We start from the raw sequence: 22,388 nt of genomic DNA, 5'->3' as shown, positions 1-22,388 counted from the left end.
AAGAGTATGCTTCTATTTTAGGAATGCTTTACCCCACAAAATGAAAGTACACTTTGTTTCCATTCTTAAGTTGATAGATGTCTGGTGCCCCACTGTAAGAACGTAATTGTATTGTAGAAAAATAAAATAGAAGGATTACTTACCTTTAGTAAATATGAGAACTTTATATTTTTGTTTTTTACGATTATGCAATATCAGACCTCATATATACATTTATTCAGTTGTACATTAGGATATATAAAAATCACGTAAACTCCAGATGAACTTCACACTCCAATAGAAAATCCGTTATATAATAACTATAGAATTTATTAATATTACATTAATTTTTTATCTATTGAGATATATAAAATATAAAATTTTGATACGGAATACTAGGGTAAATAACTTCTTATAAGAAAGTAATAAAGGAGAATAACTATGACAAGCACCGTACTGGAATCAAAAAAAACTAACATTACTGAAGAAGATGTTGAAATTTTAAAAATAATGGCGCATCCAATTCGTTTACGTATTGTGAACGAGCTAAGCAAACAAAATACTTTTAATGTTTCGCAGCTAACAAAAATTTTAGAGATACCCCAATCATCTGTTTCACAACATTTATCGAAAATGAAGGGTAAAGTACTAAAAGCTGAACGTAAAGGCTTAGAAATTTATTATTCCATTCGTAATAACAAAGCAACTCAAATTGTCGGCATACTTGGATATTAAACCATATATACAATAACACAAAGATAGAGTAGTACCTGAGAAAGGGTGTTACTCTTTTTTGATTCTATAAACACAACATGACAAATGTTACTTTTCCATAAAAGAGCAAGAACAAACTAGGAATTATGTTTTCCTACATCGAATTTAAACGTACATGTCATTCAAAATAGATGCCAGACACCTGGATGTACATAGCTAAAAGCAACTCATCAAACGCTGGAGGGATACAATGTCTTATAAAACGATTCATACCGATTTTCGAAATGACTATACAAATGCTCGAGATGCCTTGTTAAATGAAGGAATCGTTGAAATTGGCCATGTCCAATATGAAAGTCAAAAAGGACTAATCATACGTCCTGCCTACGAAATAGAAGGAGAGATTTATTTTTTCTCGGGAATGAAAGCAGCGGGAGATACGATATACAGTGTACAATTACGCCCTTTTAATGAGCTAAAAGAGGCGGATTACATTCCACTAGAAGAAAAATCTTGTATAACTGTGTAAATGAGATAGGTATAGCTATCAGCTAGGAAGAGGAGGGAGAGATAGATAGATCAAGATGAGCGGTATTATATTTTACAAGAACGTGTAAGTTTGCAAACATACTTAGACTCCTTAAACCCGAACGTTTCTGACAACTACAACAAAGAATGAAGTATGAACGAGCTGCAAAATCAAAGCTTCATTCGATAACATAAATCTAGTCTTAATCAGTATTCAGAAGGGAAGTAGCATGTATCTTGGTGTAATGACCTCAAAAGAGTATCGAAAAGTATTAGATACGAATATTTAAACTTAGGTGACGATATTTAAATTACACGGCATATCAATTTAATTTGATATATATATGAAATACAATGTAAAATACTTGTATCAAAAAATAAAGAAAAGTTTAATAATATCCTTTTCAGTGGATTCTTAACACGATTAATTGATTACACTGCATTTTTTTCTGAAGCAGCCACTTTTGCTACGTTATTAGGTCTGACACGACCTAAAAAAGAAAATTGTACGGTAAGACATAATATGGAAACCCCCGATTTTTTATGGATGAAAGAATCAGGGGTTTTATAGAATTTCTTCTTTTTAAATTTTTAATCTTCTTTAGGCAAAACAATTTTTTGATACAGTTGAACTGTAATCCAATAATATACGAAGTAAATACCTACAAAAATGAGAATAGGAAGCCAAATACGAAAATATGGGTTCAATACGATACCTTGGAAGATATTCATTCCTACTATAACATGAAGAACTCCCACTATCGCTGGAAATAGGAATACAAAAAAGAATTCTTTATAGATGGATGTCCGTAATAACTCACGGCGAACACCTATCTTACGAAGCATTTGATAACGTGGTATATCACTTGACGCACCAGTCAGGATTTTAAACATTAAGCAACTGGCCATCATGGCTAAGAACGCAATACCTAAGAAAAATCCCATAAATATAGTACCACTAAACATCCCTTCTAATCCTGTGTACGTAACATATTTACTTTGCAATGATTTCGTATACGGATATTTAGCTAATTCCAACTCATCAAGTTCTTTCCACTTCTCTTTATATCGGAGAAAACCATCTGATGTCCCAAGTAATACGATCCCCTCATTAGCTTGTATATGATCATAACTTTTTTTATTTACAATATTGATTTTTTGTTTTTGAGATACATAAGGTGGTTGGATGAAGCTGAAGGCTTTTTGCCATTCTTCCGACAGGATTTCCCCTGTTTGGAGGGATTCTGAAACAACTTTTCTACTATTATTACTATAATCAGGTATGATTGGACGGTTCGGCTCTAATTCTTCCTTTACATAATAAACAAAGGTTCCATCTGTTTTATAATGATATTCCTTTTTCTCTTTAAATGTAATTGTATTTAAAAGTTTCTTTTCTTCTATAGTTGGAGTATGGATGACTACATCGTAAGGCTGAATTATTTCGGTTAATGGGAGCACATTATTTTTAAAAGCCATCCCACCTGCAATAGCACCTACTCCCAAAGCTACTAACATGGCTACGGTTGCGAGTATTTTCGTTAAGCTATTCATTCGAAAACTTAATTGAGCAAAAGTAAAAGCGTTTAGCCCTTTTCCAATTTGATTTTTATTATTTTTGAATTTTTTAATCAAAAGTGGAAGGAATGTACCAAATAACAGATAAGTTCCAAATGTTACTGTAAATAATGCGATAATAATTCCGGATTGTTTTAATCGATTCATATAAATCATGGCAGCATAACCTATTATCAATAAAACAATCGAAAAGAATGCTACAAAAACGATGTTTCTTCCTTTTAGTGAAGTACGTTCTGCTTGCGAACCCACATGAAACAGTTGCAAAACCGTAATACGTGATAATTTTATACTATTCATGATTCCAGATAGAATAAATAACACAAGAAAGAACATACAAGTAACAATCACAGCGGGCATATAAAATGCTTGATAACCACCTGCAGTAAATTCTAACTGTTGCATAAGTAGTTTACCGATTCCTTGTGCTAGCCCTACACCAATTGCAATACCGACTACAAGGGATGCTACTCCTAATACAATTGTTTCAATGAACATAAGAATGATAACCTTATGTTTTTTGGCCCCCAACATCATATACATACCAAACTCTTTTTGACGAAGTGATAGTAAAAAAGAGTTCGCATATACAATATAAAAGAATGTAATGATACCCAATAGTACAGAACCCGCATGGAAAATGAATTGAATCCAACTAATGATAGAATTCGCTTCAATAAATACTTTATTCAACGCTAGTGTTTGAAACATATAAAAAATTGCAATAGACATCACAAGGCCCATAAGTAAAACAATATAGTCTTGTAGCTTACTTTTAAGTCCTGACAAGGCAAGTTTACATAACATACTAGCTCCTCCTTACCAGTGATTTCTGTGTACCTATGTCTGATAGTACATCTAAAATTTCTTTATAAAATGCTTCACGCGTATCACAGCGGCGAATTTCTTTATATAACTCTCCGTCTTGAATGAATAAAATTCGCTGACAGTAACTTGCACTATACGGATCGTGAGTTACCATCATGATAGATACGCCTTGTTCCTGATTTAAGTTTGTCATGGCATCTAGTAGACTTGTTGCATTTTTAGAATCAAGTGCTCCTGTTGGCTCATCCCCTAAAATAATTGCCGGTTCATGCACAAGTGCACGGGCTGCGGCTGAACGCTGTTTCTGTCCACCAGATACTTCAGATGGATACTTTTGAAGTATCTCTGAAATTCCTAGCATATCAGCTACCTTTTCTACTTTCGGTCCAATATTACGTGATGAAACACCTTGAAGTGAAAGTGGAAGTGCGATGTTTTCATAAACAGATAAGTTCTCTAATAAGTTAAAATCTTGGAAAATGAATCCTAACTTTTGTGAACGGAAATCAGAAAGCTCACCTTGCTTCATTTTTGTAATATCCGTACCTGCAATTTCAACTACGCCGCCTGTTGCTTTATCTAATGTTGAAATCACATTTAATAATGTTGTTTTTCCGGAACCAGATGGTCCCATGATCCCTACAAATTCTCCTTCTTGGATAGAGAAAGAAACCCCTTTTAAAGCATGTGACTGACTTTCTCCTTTTTTACCGTATATTTTTTGCACATCTTTTACGCGTACAACGCTTGTTTTCATCGTTTTCATCCTGTACTTTCTCTTCTTTTTTTATTTTAGTGTGTATTAAATCTTCTTTGCTATCTATTCACATTACATTTTCCTTACAGTATTATCTTCGTATCAAAAAAGAGGAAACTCTGCTAGTAGAGTTTCCTCCAAAGGTGTATAACCATTTAGAATAAAATTATTTTTTATTCATTTTTTCTTTCACTTTTGATGGCACACCTTCAATAGAAACCTCTTCCCATGCTGTTACTTCTTTTTCTTTTTTCACATAAAGACGTAAAAATGCGTCTTTCTTCAATTGCTTATCGGATGTAAATTTTATTATTTTTTCGTTTCCTTTTTCATCATAGGCGGGCAATTCATAACAATATATTTCCGTTTTACTTCCTCCTGTATCCTCTTTTGTTCCTTCTTTGGTTACTTGTACATAATAAGAATCTTTTCCGATACGATTGATTTGATTATTTAATCCTGTACAGCCTGTACAAATGACTGTAAAAAGCATGATTAAACAAGAGACTAAAAACCATTTTTTCATTGTTCTCATCCTTCCAAAATATATTTTAATTTATTAGAAATTTGAACCTGACATTTAAGGTTTAACCTAAATATTTCATCTTCAATTAACTCAACAGAATGGGGGATTAAAAATTATTTAGCATATAAAACCGTCAAAATATTTGTCTTTCTTCAAATTACATTTAAATATCAGTCATTATATTATAAATCTTGATTTTCACTGCTGCTCTTCTTTTTATACCGTTTTAAATGGTAAAAATATATTTCGAGTTCAAAGCATAGCATAAGAGATTAATGTGAGTGAATAAATGGCCCAATAAGTTTTATACTATAAAATAAGTAGTCAATATATTTTCGCTCTACTCATTAAATATATCAGTAAAAAACAGTCTTGAAATCCGCTAACAGTCTTAAAATTCTATACATCTCTAGATGTAGGGGACACGTTACACCGCATCAAACCATGCTTCACTCTGTATAAAAATTAAGGATTTTTAAGTAGGGCTTCGATTTTGTTGCAAAGTCTCTTAAAAGTAAGCTAATTTTGCGCAAAATAAAGTGAGAAGAATCAGAGATGAAATATTTTACAAAAAAAAAAACGATTCTCATGTATTTAAAGAATCGTTTTTTGATTTATATTTAGTTCTTTTAACTTTCGATACAAAGCAGGTTCATAAATAATATGTATTTATAATGAGTAGCACCAACAAATTAAAATTTATTTATGAGCTTCTAATTTATATAAATCTCAAACATGGATTAATGGTTTTATTCTAAATGCAATTCTTAATTGTAAAGTTTCGTTTGGATCTTTTATGTTTCGTCCAAGTATTTCTTCACATTTCTCTAAACGATAAATAACGGTATTACGGTGTAAAAATAAACGTTTAGCAGTTTCGGATATTGCACAATGAGTTTCTAGATAAACAGATAACGTGTGCAATAGTACAGCATGATCTTTCTCATTTTCATTTGCAAGGGAATGTAGTGTGCTCTCATAGAACTTTTTTAATTGTTCTTGTGGAATCATACGTAAAATCGCTGAGATTTCTTTTGCTTGATAGATCTCAATAAATTCTTTACTCCCTGATATTTCACCGTAGTAAAATGCATCTGTTGCTTCTTTAAATGAATGAGATATATGTAACAATTGTTCGCTAGAATTAGCAATTCCAAAAGATATGCTTTTTTGAAAATATGTATAGATTTTCACCTGTATGTTTTTTAATAAAGAGATCATTCGTTCTTTTTCAGTTTGTCTCCAAATGCCATCACAATTCACCAACAAAACATACATATCATCTTTTATGAATAAATGAACATTTGCAGTATAAGAATTTAGTTCTTCCTCTATCAAGTCATATATAAGATCCTTTTCTTCTTGATATTCCATAAATGACATAGTGAATTCTTTTATATCTATTTTTCCTATAATACAAATATACTTTTGATCAAATGATAAATTAAATTCTTTTCCTAGATTAATAATTTCATCTTGAGTAGAGAAAACACTATTAATAACATTCGTAAAAAATTCATCCTGAATGCGTCTTGAGTATTGTCTTAAAGAATGTTCTTTTATTAATTCAAAAGCAAGGACGTTTGCAGCTTGTTCAACAGCCAATACCATTGAACGATTTAAAGGCGAAATAAAGCCGTCTATAACTAAATAGCTGTATTGATTATTCTGTGTATAAATGGGAAAAATTGAAACTGTATCACGAGTTTTAGTAAGAAGAGAAAAAGTAACAATTTCTATTGTTGATAACGGTAGTTTACGCCCGTTTATAAAAAACTTCTTTAAATTTTGAATAGATGCTTTAGTGTTATTGTGTTCGGAAATAGGGCGTAAGTGATAGTCAAGTAGTACTACTGGTAACTGAATTAGTGATGATAAATTTTCCAAAATCATATTTATGCCTTTTCCACTTATAATATGATTTGAAAATTGTTGATGTATTTGCATTGCTTGATGTAATTCATTAGTTCGCATATCCAGAATATAACTTAAGGTTTGATTTACAAGATCTCCTAGTCCTATGTCAAATGGGAGCTCAATAATTGGAAAATAAATTTCATCTGCTAATGAAATAATTTCTTCGGGGATTTCTTGTAAAAACCGTTTAGTTTTTATACCTAATGCTGTACAACCTTGTTTCTTCATTTGTATGATAAGTTCTCGTAATGCATACATATCGTCTTTAAAATGATATGCACTTGTAACTAGCAATTCGTTTCTCTTTAAGAAATGAATAATATCAGGTGCATCCATCATATTAACGGTATAAACTTCTTGTTCTAAACCCTTATGACCAGCGATAAGTTTAGCTTGATCAAAAATAGGGATTTTCATAATATCATATAGTTTCATTCGATTTCCTCCAAGGGTGACTTATGTAGGATATTAAGAGCCAAATTACTAAATAAGTAGATTATACTAACTCTTAGAATGTATTACAAAGTTTAAATGTAAATACTACGTTATGGAAAATAATAACTGGATAAATTCATTAATAATATTTTTCTAAATAACTGCCATTATAAAACAGGAAACCTGAAAGTAAACGGTGTTATCCCTAAGTATGGTTATAATAACTAAAAAAACAGTATATATTTAGATGATTTGTCAATGTAGTTATTAGAATTAAATAATAATATATGAAATAGGCCTTATAAAAAATTCGAAAAGTTGTTGGATATCCAATTATTTCAGAGTTATGTTTGAAAGATTCTCCATAAATAGATTTAAAATGAATTGTGAGAGAAAGTATTATACGAATTTGACAAAGTGTTAAAGTAGTATGCTTATAAAAATATTAAATAAGGTGGATTTTCACTGAAAAATGTAAAGGGAGTATTGTTAATATGTCTGAATCTTTAATGAAAAAACAAGATAAATTTGGAGAATCCACTACTTTTATTCCTTACTGGTGGAAAGTTGTACTAGCATTTACTTTAGGAACAATATTTCTTAATGCGGATCGGTACATTTTAAACCCTATATTGGGAGAGATAGGGTTGGAGTATAACTTGAACAATACTCAACTGGGTTTAGTAAATAGTATTTTCTTTTTCACTTATACAATCGCACAAATTCCGGCCGGTACATTGAGCGATAAGTTTGGAAGGAAAATAATTCTGGTTCCGGGTTTTATTTTATTTGGAATTTTTACAGGAGTAAGTGGTATTATGGCTGGATTTACAGGATTCTTAGTGGCGCGTGCTTTAACAGGACTTACACAAGCTACTTATTATGGACCACAGTTCGCACTTTCTTCTGAGGCAATACCAAATAAAAGAAGGAGTATCGGTTCTGCCATCATTAATAGTGGAGCTGCTTTAGGAATATCATTAGGCTTTATTTCTTCTAGTACCTTTGTGTTGGAATGGGGAATAAACTGGAGAATGATGTTTTACATATTTTCCGTTTTAACCATTTTATGCGGTTTGTTCATTGGTTTTGTTGTCAAAGAAGGAAAGAGACAAAAGAAAGATGTGAGTAATCCAGTCATAGATGTAGAGGCTGATATAAGTATGCTTTCTTTATTAAAGAACCGTAATCTTTTAATTACATTCATTGTATTATTTTGCTCTATTTATGGATTTACAGTTATTATGACGTGGTTACCAAAGTATTTACAAGTGGAGCGCGGATTTCAGGGAAGTGAAATAGGTTTTATTTCATCATTAGTTCCATGGGCAGCAATACCTGGATCACTTTTTGTTGGTTATTTATCTGATAAATATGGAAAGAAAAAGATATTTGTATTTACATTGGTTCCAATCGCCGCAATTTCTTTATGGGCAACGGTGTATATTCAAAGTATTCCTTTAATGATTGGAGCTCTTATTATTTATGGTCTTTTTGGGAAAATAGCGCTAGATCCGGTGCTAATTGCAACTGTTTCAGAGAACGTAAATCCAGAATCATATGGCCGAGCGTTTAGTCTTTATAATTTTATAGGAATGTCATCCTCAATTGTGGCTCCATTTATCGCAGGTTATTTAGCCGATTTAACGGGCAGTATGGCTGCTGGGTTTTATTCAGCTGTTATCATTCTTGGAATAAGTTTAATTATCATGATGTTTTTTAAGGAGACTTCTCCGAATACACATTTTGAAGAAGGAAACCTTTAAGAGGATAAGAGTAAATTAATTGGAAGTTTACTGGAGGGAAATTAATGCATACACTGGATAAGTTGCAATTAGGAAAGGATACACTCGATTTACTTCATTGGTTAGGAGAATGTGGAAAAGATCCAGAAGGGGGCGTATCCAGGTTCTTATATAGTTCAGAGTGGCTAGAGGCTCAAGAGTCTCTAAAAACACTATTTATTAAAGAGGAATTATCTATCCATTATGATGAAATCGGAAATTTATTTGGAATGCTTGAAGGTAGTAAATATAAAGACGAAACAATATTAACTGGTTCTCATGTTGATACAGTAAAAAATGGAGGATTATTTGATGGACAGTATGGTATTATCGCTGGATTTTTAGCTATAAAATATTTAAAAGAAAAATATGGACAGCCTTTGCGGAATATTGAGGTTGTATCCATGGCGGAAGAAGAGGGAAGTCGATTTCCATATACATTTTGGGGATCTAAAAATATTGTTGGGATTGCTAAACAAGAAGATGTTCAGAATATCTCAGATTTTAATGGTCAAGCATTTGTAGAGGTGATGAGACAAACTGGTTTCACATTTAAAGCTAATCCTGAATATGCTCGTAAGGATATTAAAGCATTTGTTGAACTTCATGTAGAACAAGGAGAAGTACTAGAGAAAGAAGAGAGATCCATTGGTATTGTCCAAAACATTGTTGGTCAACGACGGTTTACAGTTGAAATAATTGGTGAATCCAATCATGCAGGCACAACACCAATGAAATATAGAAAAGATGCGATGAGTGCAGCTAGTTATATGATACATAGGATTTATACGATGACTTTAGAACATGGGGAGCCACTTGTTACAACTGTTGGGGAAATTAAAGTAGAACCCAATATCGTAAATGTAGTACCAGGTAAAGCTATATTTACCATAGACGTAAGGCATGTAGAAAAAGAAGAATTGCATCAATTTACTGATAAAATAGTACAGGAAATGAACAAAGTTGCAAATCAATTAGGAGTTCAAATAAAAATTAAAATGTGGATGGATGCTGCACCAGTACCAATGGATAGAGATATAACTGACATTATCGAAAAGCAATGTTTGCAAAATAATATTGTATATAAAATGATGCATAGTGGTGCAGGTCATGATGCTCAGATTATAGCACCATATATACCGACAGCCATGGTTTTTGTTCCAAGTCATAAAGGTATTAGTCATTCTCCTTTTGAGTATACGGATCCTAAAGATTTAGCTGAGGGAGTAAATGTGTTAATTCATACATTATATGAATTAGCATATTAACACGGTTTAAGTAAATTGATTATTGAAATTAACTATTTAATTATTTTATTCAATTCAGATCTACTACAAGCAAAGACCCTAATATTAAATTTCTAAAAGGGGGACATAATGGAACAAAAAGTATTAATAGAAAATAAAAAAAATAAAATGACTCCTTATTGGATAAGATTAGTTATTGTATTTTTTTTAGGCTGGATTTTTATATATGGAAATCGCGCTATTTTAACCCCAGTAATAGGGGAGATTAAAAGTGATTATTCATTAAACAATGCAGAAATAGGGCTTATGAATAGTTTGTTTTTCTTAGCTTATACAATTGTACAAATTCCATCGGGCTATTTAGGAGATATGTATTCAAAAAAATGGGTTCTCGTGCCTGGATTTCTGATTTCTGGAATATTTTTAGCTGTAACGGGGTTGTCAGAAGGGTATTTGTTACTTATATCTGCATGGATGATTGCCGGGATTGGACAAGGAACCTTTTATGGTCCACAATTTGCATTATCATCAGAATCTATTCCAAATAAATATCGAACAATTGGGAGTGCAATAATAAATAGTGGAGGAGCAATAGGGTTATCTTTAGGGTTTATATTTTCTAGTTACTTTACGCTATCTTTAGGGTTTAGCTGGAGAATTACTTTTTTTATTTTTGCTCTACTAACAATAATAGTGTCAATAATAATGTTATTTACTATTAAAAATGATAATAAAAATGAAAATTCAATAAAGAGGAAAATTGATATAGAAGAAAAAAAATTCTCAAGTTCAATTAAACTCTTATTAATGAACAGAAACTTAATAGTTAGTTATATTGTAGCTTTTTGTTCATTATATGGATTTTCAGTTATGGTAACCTGGCTTCCTTATTATCTTCAAACTGAACAAGGAATAGAAGGTAGTATAGCGGGGTATTTATCGTCAATAATTGCACTTTTAGCGCTTCCTGGAAGTATTTTATTTAGTTGGATAAACGACCGCTTTCAAAAACATGTCAAAATCATGAAATTTATGTTGATATTTTCTTCATTCTTCACTTTTTTAATTGGCTTTACTAATAGTACTGTTTGGATTATAGTGGGGCTAGTATTATATGGCTTTATGGGGAAAATTGCAATGGATCCTATAATTGTAGCTTTTGTAGCAAATAATGCTCCTCAAAATCTATATAGCACAACTTTTGGGCTATACAATTTTATAGGAATGTCTTCAAGTGTACTAGCTCCTTATATCACAGGTGTATTATCAATTTATACAGGAAGTATGAAAGCAGGATTTTATTTAGCTTCAGTCTTTTTACTCATCGGGTATTTCAGTTTAATTTTGATAAAAGAAAAAGATGCTAATATACAATAAAATTATTGAAGCAAGAGATGAATCTCTGACATAAAAACACGATGTCTTTTAAGACATCGTGTTTTTATGTCAGAAAGAATCGTTATACGCAGCTGTACAGAAATAAAGTTCTCTTTAAATTAATAGATTTGTGGTGCTACCCCATCGCTATCAAGCTAAGAAAATACAACTCTCCCAGAACGAGATTTTGTCCTAATTTGTAATAAAAAACTCGTTTTTCGTTTTGGGGTGGATTTGTTTTCTTAGGTTTATGGGCATGCGTCGTACCCCACAAAGGGAAAAAGAATTAATTTTCGAATATTTAACTATAATATACTAAATTTAGGAGGAGCCTATGAAAAGGATTTTATTGAAAAAAGCATTTTCCGCGTTATTATTGACTACAGTTTTAACATTCTCATTTTCTACTGCTACATTTGGAGAATCCGGAACTACCCAATCACTTAAAATGAACAATGTTCTTGAAAGGGTTGTGACGGTTGAAACAAAGGGTGAATTTGATCATGAAGAGACTCAAAATATGGTTGATCGTCTCTGGAGCATCCCAACTAATATATTGATCACCATGCATAAACAGGGAGTTCAGGTCAAACTGATTAATTTCCCTCTTACTGATTTGCCGGAGTATGAATATTTAAGGGGAACCGTTCCAAGGGGATGGGAACATACTCCATATACGTGGGATGATGTGCCGGGTGCAGGTGGGCAGACAGTTGTTGCTCGAATCGGTTACAGCTATAAAAAGATGCATAGTTCTGTAAGTCTTGAGCTGCATGAAACAGCCCATTCCATTGATTGTTATGTATTTGACAATGTTAGTTATTCGGATGAGTTTACTGAAATTCACGCTTTGGAGCATGATGATTTTAATGACAATCCATATTTCGATTACAAGGAAGAATATTTCGCCGAAGCCTTTGCCTATTTTTATGCTGGTCCAGACACGAAGGCTGAGTTAGAAGAAAAAGCCCCATTAACTTATAAATTTATTAATGAGTTGCAGCGGAATATGCCATCAGAAAAGCATTCAAATAAGTAGAATTATAGAATGTTTCCATAATCATGGGATTCCCAAGTTATAGAAACGGAATTCAAAAAGGGGTACGGCAAGAATTCCTTTTTTTTGAGTCATTTAAAGAAAAGTCTTTTTATCCATTTAACGCTTGCTAGGTGTCAATATTTGTACAAAAAAGCTAAAATAGTGATTTTTACTTGATACGGACGAAAATCTCATCGATATGAGAAAAAGACAGTCTTTGATATTTTGGGTGTTGTTTATGAGTATACCACTTCTAATCCTCAGGTAGCATAGTAAAAAATTGAAACCCGTCAGGGTTTATTTGATATGCCTAATTTTATAAAATCTATAAAAGATAATAAAAAATTATATAAAAAAACCACATTTTGTTTGAAAATATCCCTTAAGTTGATGGATGTGTGACGGTACCCTAATCTTTCGATTGAAGATAATACTCATTGATATCACCTCCTATGCTTAGGAGTATAGAAAATCAACTTTGATTTGAGGCATATGAAGGGCTTTGATAGCGTATATGTGAAGGATTCAAATAAAGCTGAAGGACTTAATTTGAAATTTAAAAAAGAATACGAGGGTCTAATTAACTAATCTTTGATTTTATTAATTTGGTAATTATCAGGAGAACTAAGTATCTAACTAAAAAATATGAATTTTTATCTAAATATTTGATTTATTATTACTGGAATTTTAAGGATAATATATTTGAACTAATATTTGTCTAATGTATTAGTAACTAAAAGTGAGGTGAAGTTAGTTGTTTAATAATTTGGGTATTTCTTTTTTATGGTTGTTACTTGCTTATGGTGTTGCAACATTAATAGTTTTTATACATATGCTAATCTCTAATAAATATTTTGGTGTGCAAAACGCGAAACAGGCAGGAACAACTTTTTTGAAATCACCAGTTTATGTTAAATCTAGACCCTATCAGGTTCTTTACAACGTTGCGATTTTCCCCGTTTTTCTATGGCTATATAGCAAAGGGATAGATACAGATAATGTAAAAGAATTTATGCTTAATACCGTTATTCAATGGACAGCATTGTCGATAATTATCGACTATCTTAGTTGGGTTTTAATTCCTCATAAATTTAGGTTAACACATAAAGAATTTTACATTGATTATCAACCATATATCACTTTGATTTATGTAGCAATTTTTATTAGTCATTATATAGTTGGTTTTTTTATCATTTAACCGAGAAGACCCCCTCCTCTAAACGGAGTGAAGATGGGGGATGAATCGGTTTTTTCTTTTTTGGGGGCACTTCAAAATGTTAGCTTGATGGGGATGGGGTATCACCACATCGCTATCACGCTAAGGTTTTAAAGTAACTCCTAAATGAAATTTTATCTTGCTAAGATATTTTTGCAAATCTTTTTATACCACGTTAAGGGACTATTTACCCTCTATTTATGATATTAAAGTTTAATTGAGATATATGTGAAAATAACTCAAATATTTAAGGATTGTATTTTATATAGTTATTATTTAAAAATAACTTTGACATATAATTCACTTTATTTTATAGTAAGTACTACACTAACTACTAAAGGAGTTATTATGGACGAACTTTATAAAGAACTTCAGAAATGGGGCTTTTCACAATATGAATGTAAAGCGTATATAGGTCTTTTAAAAAATTACCCCATAACAGGATATGAAATAAGTAAAAGGTCAGGTGTACCTCGTTCAACGATTTACGAAGTGGTGGCAAAATTAATAGATAAAGGTGCGGTTTATACAGTTCCTTCTGATCCTGTAACCTACGCTCCCTTGCCAGCTAAAGAGTTAATTCGTCGATTACGTAACAACTTCGAAAACTCTATGGATTATCTTGAAAAGAATTTATCTGCTTTAGAAAGTGAACAAGAAGTAGATGTTATTCATCGTATCAGCAGTGATGAGCATGTTGTTGCTGAAATGATTGATATCATAGATAAAGCAGAAGAAGAAATATGGTTGTCGATTTGGGAACCACAAGCCTCGTCTATAAAAAGTGCTATAGATAGACGTATTAATGAAAAAATCGATGTTTTTTCTATTCTTTTTGGAGCACCTGATATGCAACTTGGTATAACTACTCATCATAATTACATGGCTCCCGAAGTAGCTGAGGAACGTATGAATGGTCGATTAACGATTGTCGCACGGGACAATGAAGAAGTATTAATTGCAAATTTTTCTCCAAATACACCTGCATGGGCAATAAAAACAGAGGATCCAGCCTTGGTATTAATTGCAATGGAGTACATCAGACATGACATTATGTTCTCAGAATTAGTTAAAGAAGTTGGTCCAGAGAAAACGGAAGCTCTTTGGAAAAACGATTCTAATCTATTTCATGTTGTCACTGGAAAACGGTTCAAATAAATTGAACCGTATTTTCTTTCATTTTTTTAATAGTAGTTAGTGTGTTAGCGTCTAGTTATTCGAAAATAAGGAGGGAATGAAATGAGTCTGTCGAACGCCCAAGTGAATTCATCTCAGAGAGATGAAGATAGTTTTATCAAAGGAGTAAAAGATTGTATCCCTACATTACTGGGTTATTTAAGTATCGGAATAGCGGCAGGTGTTATTCAAAAAACTGCGGGACTTAGCATAGCTGAGATAACTCTCATGTCTTTAATCCTCTATGCTGGATCTGGTCAGTTTATTGCTGCAGGAATGATAGCAACAAGCAGTTCTCTTACTGCTATTATTATTACGATTTTCTTTGTTAATCTTCGTCATATTTTACTTAGTGCAGCACTAGCACCTTATTTTCGGCATCTTTCTCCATTTAGGAACATGTTAGTAGGTTCTCTACTTACCGATGAGACATTTGGTGTTGCTATTAGCGAAGCTGCAAAGAAAAAACAAATCAGTGAAAGATGGATGCATGGCCTTAACATAGCAGCTTATATAAACTGGCTTGTAGCAAATTTAGCAGGAGCATTTTTGGCACAGTGGATTTCCAATCCTGAAGAATTCGGTCTAGGATTTGCCTTGCCAGCGATGTTTATAGGGATTCTTATACTAACAATGTTAGGAAGAAGTACAATCAAACTAGATATCATTGTCGCAATTATAGCAGTTGTTATTGCTGTGGGAAGTTCTTTCGTATTATCCAATAGTATGGGTGTTATAGTTGCTACAATTATTGCTTCAACAATAGGAATGGTGGTGGAAAAATGGAAGTAAGATGGGGCGTTTTTTTAATTATTCTAGGGTCAGCTATTGTAACGTTTATTCCAAGGGTTGTTCCTCTTATGGTGTTAAGTCGTTTCGAATTGCCGGAATGGTTAATGAGATGGTTGAATTATGTCCCTATTTCTGTTATAGCTGCTTTGATTGGTCAAGAGATATTTATACATGATGGAAAGATTGCATCACTTACAAGTAACATTGAATTTTTTGCAGCCATACCAACTTTCTTTATTGCTATAAAAACACGTAGTTTATTGGGAACCGTACTGGGAGGTATTGTTTCCATTATAGTTTTGCACTTTTTGTTTTAATACTTAAGTACTGTATTCAATCAATTGTCATGTTTAAATGCCAAGTCATAGCACGAAAGATAACCATAGAACCACAGGATAGAAGGTAAGGATTGAAATATATGTTGAATTGATATCGTAGCATACTTGAATTGAACTGTTATTTCGCGTCTTAAGAATCTTGTATAGCCCAAAATAAAAAATATGCATTTTGACTTGGGAAAGCAAATTTTTTCATTTTGGGGTATTTATTTTTTAAACTTGAGGAACATGAAATTTTATCACTCATGATTCTATAGTATTTTCAGATAAACTAGAGAAAATAGATGAAGAAATAAAAAGTACAAGGGATAAAAGCTCAATTTTAATATTCCCAGAAGAAGATTCAAAACAGAAGTAGAAGATATATCAATTGTTTTTACAAAGCAGTATTGAAATATCCTCTCCAAATAGACGGACGGATAAAATAATAAATTTAGATACCGATATGGAGTAGTGTTTATGGAATCGATTCCTATAATTTTTATGGAAAAATATCTTTGATTTTTTTTGCATAATTCAACAATATGTATTGTAAATTTAATAATTTTGAATTAGCCAATATTTATATACATGTATGCATGTTATAAGTATTAGAAGAACACACCTTATTTTTCAAAGGGGATACAGAAGATATGAGTAAGTTATTTAAAAAGAAATCTGTTACACAATTATTAGAGCCTAGTAAGAGTAAAACCTTAATGAAAACATTGGGTTCATTTGATTTAGTTATGTTAGGATTGGGTTCAATAATTGGAACGGGAGTTCTTGTGTTAGCAGGATTAGTAGCAGCAAGAGACGCTGGACCAGCAGTTGTTTTTTCATTTGTATTGGCGGCAATTGTATGTGGATTTATAGCTTTATGTTACGCAGAGATTGCTTCAATACTTCCGGTTTCAGGAAGTGTATATACGTATGCCTATGCAACAATTGGTGAATTAGTTGCACATTTAGTAGGTTGGATGCTACTTTCAATATATATTTTAGCAACAGCAGCGGTTGCTAGTGGGTGGACAGGTTATTTTCACAATTTAATAACTGGATTAGGCTTAGATATGCCAAAATCACTGTTAATGATTCCATCTCAAGGTGGTATGATGAATCTACCAGCGATGGTCATTACATTGATAATTACATGGATGTTATCGCGTGGTACAAAGGAAAGTAAACGTATCAATAATATAATGGTGTTAATTAAAATTGGAATGGTTATATTATTTATTGTAGTGGGTGTATTCTATGTAAAGCCAGAAAACTGGGTACCGTTTACACCATATGGTTTAAGTGGCGTTTTAGCTGGCGGGGCAGCAGCATTTTTTACTTTTATGGGATTTGATATATTAGCAACTTCGGCAGAAGAAGTAAAAAATCCACAACGCAATCTTCCCATTGGTATTATTGTATCGTTAATTATATGTACAATTATCTATGTTATAGTATGTCTTGTGATGACAGGGATGGTTTCCTATAAAGAATTAAATGTACCTGAAGCAATGGCTTATGTAATGGAAGTAGTAGGACAAGGTAAAGTCGCTGGTGTAATTGCTGTAGGAGCAGTCATTGGTCTTATGGCTGTTATTTTCTCTTCTATGTATGCAGCAACACGAGTATTCTTTGCAATGAGTCGTGATGGACTGTTACCAAAATCACTTGCGAAAATTAATAAGAAGACTGGGGCACCAACTTTCACAATACGGTTGATAGGAATAGGAAGTTCTTTTATAGCTGGTTTTATTGATTTGAAAGAATTAGCGAATTTAGTTAATATTAGTGGCTTGGTGACTTATTCAATGGTGGGCTTATCAGTTATTATCCTTCGTAAAACTCATCCGAATTTAAAACGCGGTTTTATGGTACCATTTGTACCTATATTACCAATCATTTCAATTGTAAGTTGTATGTTTTTGATGCTAAATTTACCATTAAGAACATGGCTATACTTCTGCATTTGGATAACTATCGGATTAGCAATATATTTTGTTTATTCAATAAAACATAGTAATTTAAATGAGAAACCAAATTCAAACGAAATTAAATAACTGTAGTCCTTTTGAATTTAGAGCCAAGGTTGTTTAAGGAAAAGATACCTAAGATACTTGCAAATATGAATGCAAATATTATACAAGCTGTAGTAATTGAAGCTGAGCATATGTGTATGACAATGAGAGGTGTGAAAAAACTTGGTTCAATGACTATAACTTCGTCCTATAAAGGAATATTTAAAGATAATAGTACACTTTGAAGTGAAACTTTAAATATGATAGAGAGATAGAATTATATCATTATTATGCTAAAAAAGAACATACAGAACCTATGTTAAATAATAATTTGTATTCTATTTATGAGCAAACGTATAGAAGAAAGTAGACGTTCATTATCGTAGTACGTCTAATCAAAAGGCAGTGCTGAAGACTTTGGCAGTGCTTTTTCTAAATTAACTTTTTGATATTTTTTATTCTGTTCACAATATCACTTTATATTTTTTGAATATATATCCTAAACATAATTGATATATGAAAGGGTGAGAGTATGATTTCATCATATTCAGTAAAGCCCCTTGAGAAGGATATTAAAGATGTAATTGAAGCGCTAGCTAGAAAACAAATAAGGGCGAATCAACAACAGGAAGATGGTAGTAAAGCTACTATTTTTCTAATAGCTATAAGTTCGCACGAAATACCGTTTTTACGAACAATAAGATATATAAATAAAAATCTAATTAAGTGTTTAAGGATTTTGAGCTCGTTAGCATGAATCTCTGTAATTGGTATGTGTCCATATAATTCATATTTTATATAGAAATTATCAAATACTAAATTACTCATTGCAAAATTTTTATAGTAAATTACATTTAAATTTATAAAAGTTTTTCTTATGTTGATCTATTTAACTCCTTATAATCATGATTAAATTAACCAATTTGTATTTTATAACAACTGTTAAAAATTTTTCGTGTATTCATTTTGTATGAATTTATATATGAAAATTGTTTTATTTTGCACACCTGTGAATGTGATTTTTGTACTAATTTTTATAGCTTAATAAAGATTTATCCCGTGCTTATCTATAATTTTATTAGAATGACTACACTATCCTTATTTAATTTCGAGTATATTTTAGTATCTCATAATTTAATTATGTAAATAAGTCTGTGTAAAAATTGAATTTAATGCGAACTTGTGTTCGTATTTCTTTTTTGTTATAGTATATATGAGGTGATTTTTATGGATTATAGTAAACAACGTCAAAAATCCGTACATCGTAAGAAATTATACGAGAATTTAAATGAAATGCCCTTTTACATAGAAGAATTTGTGGAGTACAAAGAATTGCATGATGCCTCTCCCTCCACCCTACTGAATTATGTATATGATTTTAGAGTCTTCTTTAATTGGCTATTATCTGAACAAATTATTGAATTTAAGCCCATTAAAGACATATCCTTCTCTGATTTGGAGAATTTAAAGAAAAAAGATGTTGAGAACTTTATGAGGTTTCTAAAACTACAACAAAACATGCAGAATTCCTCTGTTAATAGAAAAATTTCGGCCTTAAAGTCTTTATTTAAGTACCTCACCTCCCTATCAGAGAATGAAGATGGAGAATGTTATTTTTATAGAAATGTGATGGCTAAAATTGAAATACATAAAGATAAAGAAACATTAAATGCTCGTGCAAAACGTATGAGATCTAAAATATTCCATAATGATGATGATCAAGAATTTCTGAATTATGTTAAGTACGAACATGAAAAATCTTTAACAAAACATCAGTTATTCTATTTCCTAAGAGATAAAGAGCGCGATGTAGCCATCCTCTCCCTCTTTCTTGGTAGTGGTATTCGTGTAAGTGAATTGGCCGATCTCCGTATGGAGGATATAAACCTAAAAGAAAGACTAATTGATGTAATCCGCAAAGGAAATAAAGAAGATTCAGTATGGATTACCCCAATTGCATTAAATGATCTTGAAAAATATATGGAAATTAGGGATAGCAAATATGCTCCAGGGAAAGAGTTACAAAATGTATTCTTATCGAAGTATAAACATACTGCACAGCCTCTTTCTGTTAGGGCTATCCAAGATATAGTAGAAAAATATACTAAGGCTTATGGAAAAAGAATGTCTCCTCATAAATTAAGACATACATTAGCAAATAAATTATATATGGAAGAAAAAGACTCGTTACAAGTGATGCAGCAACTTGGGCATACGAGTCAAGATACAGCATTGTTATACACTCAACTTGGGGAAACAACTATTAAAGATAGTTTAGGCAGAATAGGGAAAGAAAAATAATAAAAAGGTTCAGCTCTCTCTCCTAGATTGCTGAACCTTTTATTATTTATTGTAATTTTAATTTTATTATGTAAAAAATACATAGTTTATCTGTCGCTTCGTTTGGGATATGAATGATGAAAAATATTAATAATATTTGAAAATCTATCTTTAATTTGAATGTCGGTATATAAAATCATGAATTTCAGTTAGTCAGGTGTCAATTTAGGGAATCTAATATTGCCCATTCAAATATGATAGAATGGAGATATATCTAAAACGGAGGAAGAACAAATGAACGCAAACACAAAACAGTTTATTTATGATATCCAGCAAAGAAAGAATAATTATATAGAAAATGCATTAATAGCAATACAACACCCTAAAAAAGAACAATCTGAACAAGTCATTCAAAATATAGTAGAGAAGATGGATATGATGATTAGTCTAGTTACTACGTACATGAAGATTGAATCAGGATCTACGGAAGAATTAAAAGAACTTCAGAAAGAAATTATCCATGCTCAAGCATATATCCAAAAAAGAAAATTTGAAGAAAAACAGAGATAAAACCCTGTGTTTTTCTTTGGATGTCTATGAAACCAATTGAATCATTGTTTTGGCATAATCCATACAATTTGTTGAATTCGTACAATATACGGTACCGTATCTTCAATTAGCAAATGATCTGGTTTCACATCCTTTAACTTTGCTCTTACATTACCTCTTCCAGTTTCAATAACCACATGTTTTCCAATTACTGATTGTAATGTCTGATATACATAGGGATTAGGTACACTTACCATATTTTGTTCATTAAAATCATTTCCCTCCAAATAACTCATTCTATAATGCTCCTTTCTAACTTGCATTCTTTCTCCTAATATATGATATAAATCTTATAAATATGCTAGAAAGATAATTCATTATATGAACGGAAATAACATCTTAATAAGATACGTTTTCTATTCCTAAATTCCTAAAAAATTATTTATATAAGGTTATTTTTACTAGTTAATAGATGATGAAATAGGGATATTTTAAATGTATATCTATGTTGTTTTTTCAAGATATGTATCATTTTATATACGCCCTTTATTAAAATACTGCTTATACTTTTTTTGAAATTCTTTAGTAATACGTGCGTTAAATAAAATTGCTAACAACAAAAACACTCCATATTTCCCCTCTGCCGCTCCTATGATAATTACACTACTACAAATAAGTACTATTAATAGGATAAATGAGATTAAATAAATACGTTCATAGTTCCTTGACATCTTCTCGTATTTTATACGTTCTTTCCTTGCATCCATCTAAATGCCTCTTCGCCTTCATTATATTCTTTAGTAGTATCGTATGGATTCCCACCTTTAATAGACGAGGGTTATCTTTGATTCGGGGCCTATCTCATCTTGAAAAGTATTTACTTGATTTTGGTTAGACCCACTTATGTCTTCTTGAATAAAAAAATGTGTTACATATCCTATTAAATGACACGTGCTGGAAGTTTCTGATTTTGGTGTGATATAAACCATAAGTTTTCCGAATTGGCAAGGTTATGGTTCTTTTGGTTTATGGTAAACTTATGCTTCCAGTAATTTTGATGTTTTTGAATTAAAGCTAAGAAGGAATTCTTCAACCTTGGTACCAAAAATCACCTATTATGAGCGCACAAAAGATTTTTAAGTACTTTTAATTGTGGATTTAAAACAAAGTTAAACCTTTTATATGTGGACTTTTGATAATGTAGGATTTTTTCTTATTAAGCAAACGGGCCATTTTCTCTCATATTTCTTTAAAATAATAGCCGCATTATGACCTCCGAAACCAAATGAGTTAGATAGACCTATATTTATTTTCACTTGGCGAGCAACAGATGG

19 protein-coding genes and 2 pseudogenes are annotated in these 22,388 nt (G+C 31.6%); 14 read left to right on the top strand and 7 right to left on the bottom strand.

Features of this window, described 5'->3' with window-relative positions; all coding sequences use genetic code 11:
- Nucleotides 1-420 precede the first annotated feature (420 nt).
- Both QO049_RS26895 and QO049_RS26890 read left to right on the top strand, forming a co-directional pair.
- Complete coding sequence (locus QO049_RS26895) at nt 421-714, top strand: ArsR/SmtB family transcription factor (RefSeq protein ID WP_284489654.1); 294 nt, start codon at nt 421-423, stop codon at nt 712-714.
- A 229-nt stretch (nt 715-943) separates the two neighbouring features.
- Nucleotides 944-1,222 (top strand): hypothetical protein, encoded by a 279-nt coding sequence (locus tag QO049_RS26890; protein ID WP_098276379.1) that lies wholly within the window; start codon nt 944-946, stop codon nt 1,220-1,222.
- Between the two features lie 590 nt (nt 1,223-1,812).
- Here the strand turns inward: QO049_RS26890 and QO049_RS26885 are convergent.
- From QO049_RS26885 to QO049_RS26870, 4 genes are all read right to left on the bottom strand, one after another.
- Nucleotides 1,813-3,606, bottom strand: a complete 1,794-nt coding sequence (locus QO049_RS26885) for an FtsX-like permease family protein (protein WP_284489653.1) — start codon at nt 3,604-3,606, stop codon at nt 1,813-1,815.
- Nucleotide 3,607: 1 nt separating this feature from the next.
- A complete protein-coding gene (locus QO049_RS26880) occupies nt 3,608-4,384 on the bottom strand; it encodes an ABC transporter ATP-binding protein (RefSeq protein ID WP_284489652.1) in 777 nt (258 codons plus the stop codon).
- Nucleotides 4,385-4,550: 166 nt separating this feature from the next.
- On the bottom strand, nt 4,551-4,910 hold the full coding sequence (locus tag QO049_RS26875) for a YxeA family protein (protein WP_284489651.1): 360 nt from the start codon (nt 4,908-4,910) through the stop codon (nt 4,551-4,553).
- 729 nt (nt 4,911-5,639) lie between these two features.
- Nucleotides 5,640-7,262: a PucR family transcriptional regulator gene (locus QO049_RS26870; protein ID WP_284489650.1), complete on the bottom strand. Its 1,623-nt coding sequence runs from the start codon at nt 7,260-7,262 to the stop codon at nt 5,640-5,642.
- 494 nt (nt 7,263-7,756) lie between these two features.
- Here QO049_RS26870 and QO049_RS26865 point away from each other — a divergent pair, with 494 nt between their 5' ends.
- The 12 genes and pseudogenes from QO049_RS26865 to QO049_RS26810 all read left to right on the top strand — a co-directional run bounded on the left by QO049_RS26865 (nt 7,757) and on the right by QO049_RS26810 (nt 21,075).
- Nucleotides 7,757-9,028: an MFS transporter gene (locus QO049_RS26865; protein WP_284489649.1), complete on the top strand. Its 1,272-nt coding sequence runs from the start codon at nt 7,757-7,759 to the stop codon at nt 9,026-9,028.
- Between the two features lie 44 nt (nt 9,029-9,072).
- Nucleotides 9,073-10,314 carry an allantoate deiminase gene (gene allC, locus QO049_RS26860; RefSeq protein WP_284489648.1) on the top strand — a complete coding sequence of 414 codons (1,242 nt, stop codon included), beginning with the start codon at nt 9,073-9,075 and terminating at the stop codon, nt 10,312-10,314.
- A 108-nt stretch (nt 10,315-10,422) separates the two neighbouring features.
- Nucleotides 10,423-11,670, top strand: a complete 1,248-nt coding sequence (locus QO049_RS26855) for an MFS transporter (protein ID WP_098277524.1) — start codon at nt 10,423-10,425, stop codon at nt 11,668-11,670.
- Nucleotides 11,671-12,004: 334 nt separating this feature from the next.
- Entirely contained in the window at nt 12,005-12,709 is a 705-nt protein-coding gene (locus QO049_RS26850) for an anthrax toxin lethal factor-related metalloendopeptidase (protein WP_284489647.1), read from the top strand.
- A gap of 754 nt (nt 12,710-13,463) precedes the next feature.
- Nucleotides 13,464-13,907, top strand: coding sequence for a hypothetical protein (locus QO049_RS26845; RefSeq protein WP_016083347.1), 444 nt, complete (start codon nt 13,464-13,466; stop codon nt 13,905-13,907).
- Nucleotides 13,908-14,273: 366 nt separating this feature from the next.
- Nucleotides 14,274-15,083 (top strand): TrmB family transcriptional regulator, encoded by an 810-nt coding sequence (locus QO049_RS26840; protein WP_168411493.1) that lies wholly within the window; start codon nt 14,274-14,276, stop codon nt 15,081-15,083.
- Nucleotides 15,084-15,164: 81 nt separating this feature from the next.
- Entirely contained in the window at nt 15,165-15,893 is a 729-nt protein-coding gene (locus QO049_RS26835) for an AzlC family ABC transporter permease (protein ID WP_284489646.1), read from the top strand.
- Nucleotides 15,884-16,210, top strand: a complete 327-nt coding sequence (locus QO049_RS26830) for an AzlD domain-containing protein (protein ID WP_284489645.1) — start codon at nt 15,884-15,886, stop codon at nt 16,208-16,210. Before QO049_RS26835 ends, QO049_RS26830 begins: the two co-directional genes overlap by 10 nt.
- 653 nt (nt 16,211-16,863) lie before the next feature.
- On the top strand, nt 16,864-18,267 hold the full coding sequence (locus QO049_RS26825) for an amino acid permease (protein ID WP_098277311.1): 1,404 nt from the start codon (nt 16,864-16,866) through the stop codon (nt 18,265-18,267).
- Between the two features lie 35 nt (nt 18,268-18,302).
- Nucleotides 18,303-18,470: pseudogene (locus QO049_RS26820) on the top strand (GTP cyclohydrolase I); the annotation flags it as partial.
- 982 nt (nt 18,471-19,452) lie between these two features.
- Entirely contained in the window at nt 19,453-20,526 is a 1,074-nt protein-coding gene (xerS, locus tag QO049_RS26815) for a tyrosine recombinase XerS (protein ID WP_246963698.1), read from the top strand.
- Nucleotides 20,527-20,799: 273 nt separating this feature from the next.
- A complete protein-coding gene (locus QO049_RS26810) occupies nt 20,800-21,075 on the top strand; it encodes a hypothetical protein (protein WP_065705857.1) in 276 nt (91 codons plus the stop codon).
- A 41-nt stretch (nt 21,076-21,116) separates the two neighbouring features.
- Here QO049_RS26810 and QO049_RS26805 read toward each other — a convergent pair whose 3' ends face one another.
- The 3 genes and pseudogenes from QO049_RS26805 to QO049_RS30815 form a co-directional block, all read right to left on the bottom strand.
- Nucleotides 21,117-21,350, bottom strand: a complete 234-nt coding sequence (locus QO049_RS26805) for a YuzF family protein (RefSeq protein ID WP_246963697.1) — start codon at nt 21,348-21,350, stop codon at nt 21,117-21,119.
- A 237-nt stretch (nt 21,351-21,587) separates the two neighbouring features.
- Nucleotides 21,588-21,821, bottom strand: a complete 234-nt coding sequence (locus QO049_RS26800; RefSeq protein ID WP_065705855.1) for a hypothetical protein — start codon at nt 21,819-21,821, stop codon at nt 21,588-21,590.
- A pseudogene (locus tag QO049_RS30815) lies at nt 21,797-22,043 on the bottom strand (hypothetical protein). Before QO049_RS30815 ends, QO049_RS26800 begins: the two are co-directional and overlap by 25 nt.
- Nucleotides 22,044-22,388: the final 345 nt, after the last annotated feature.

The organism is Bacillus sp. RB3, from assembly GCF_030164735.1.
Lineage (GTDB): Bacteria > Bacillota > Bacilli > Bacillales > Bacillaceae_G > Bacillus_A > Bacillus_A cereus.
This window is presented reverse-complemented; position numbering and strand designations above follow the sequence as displayed.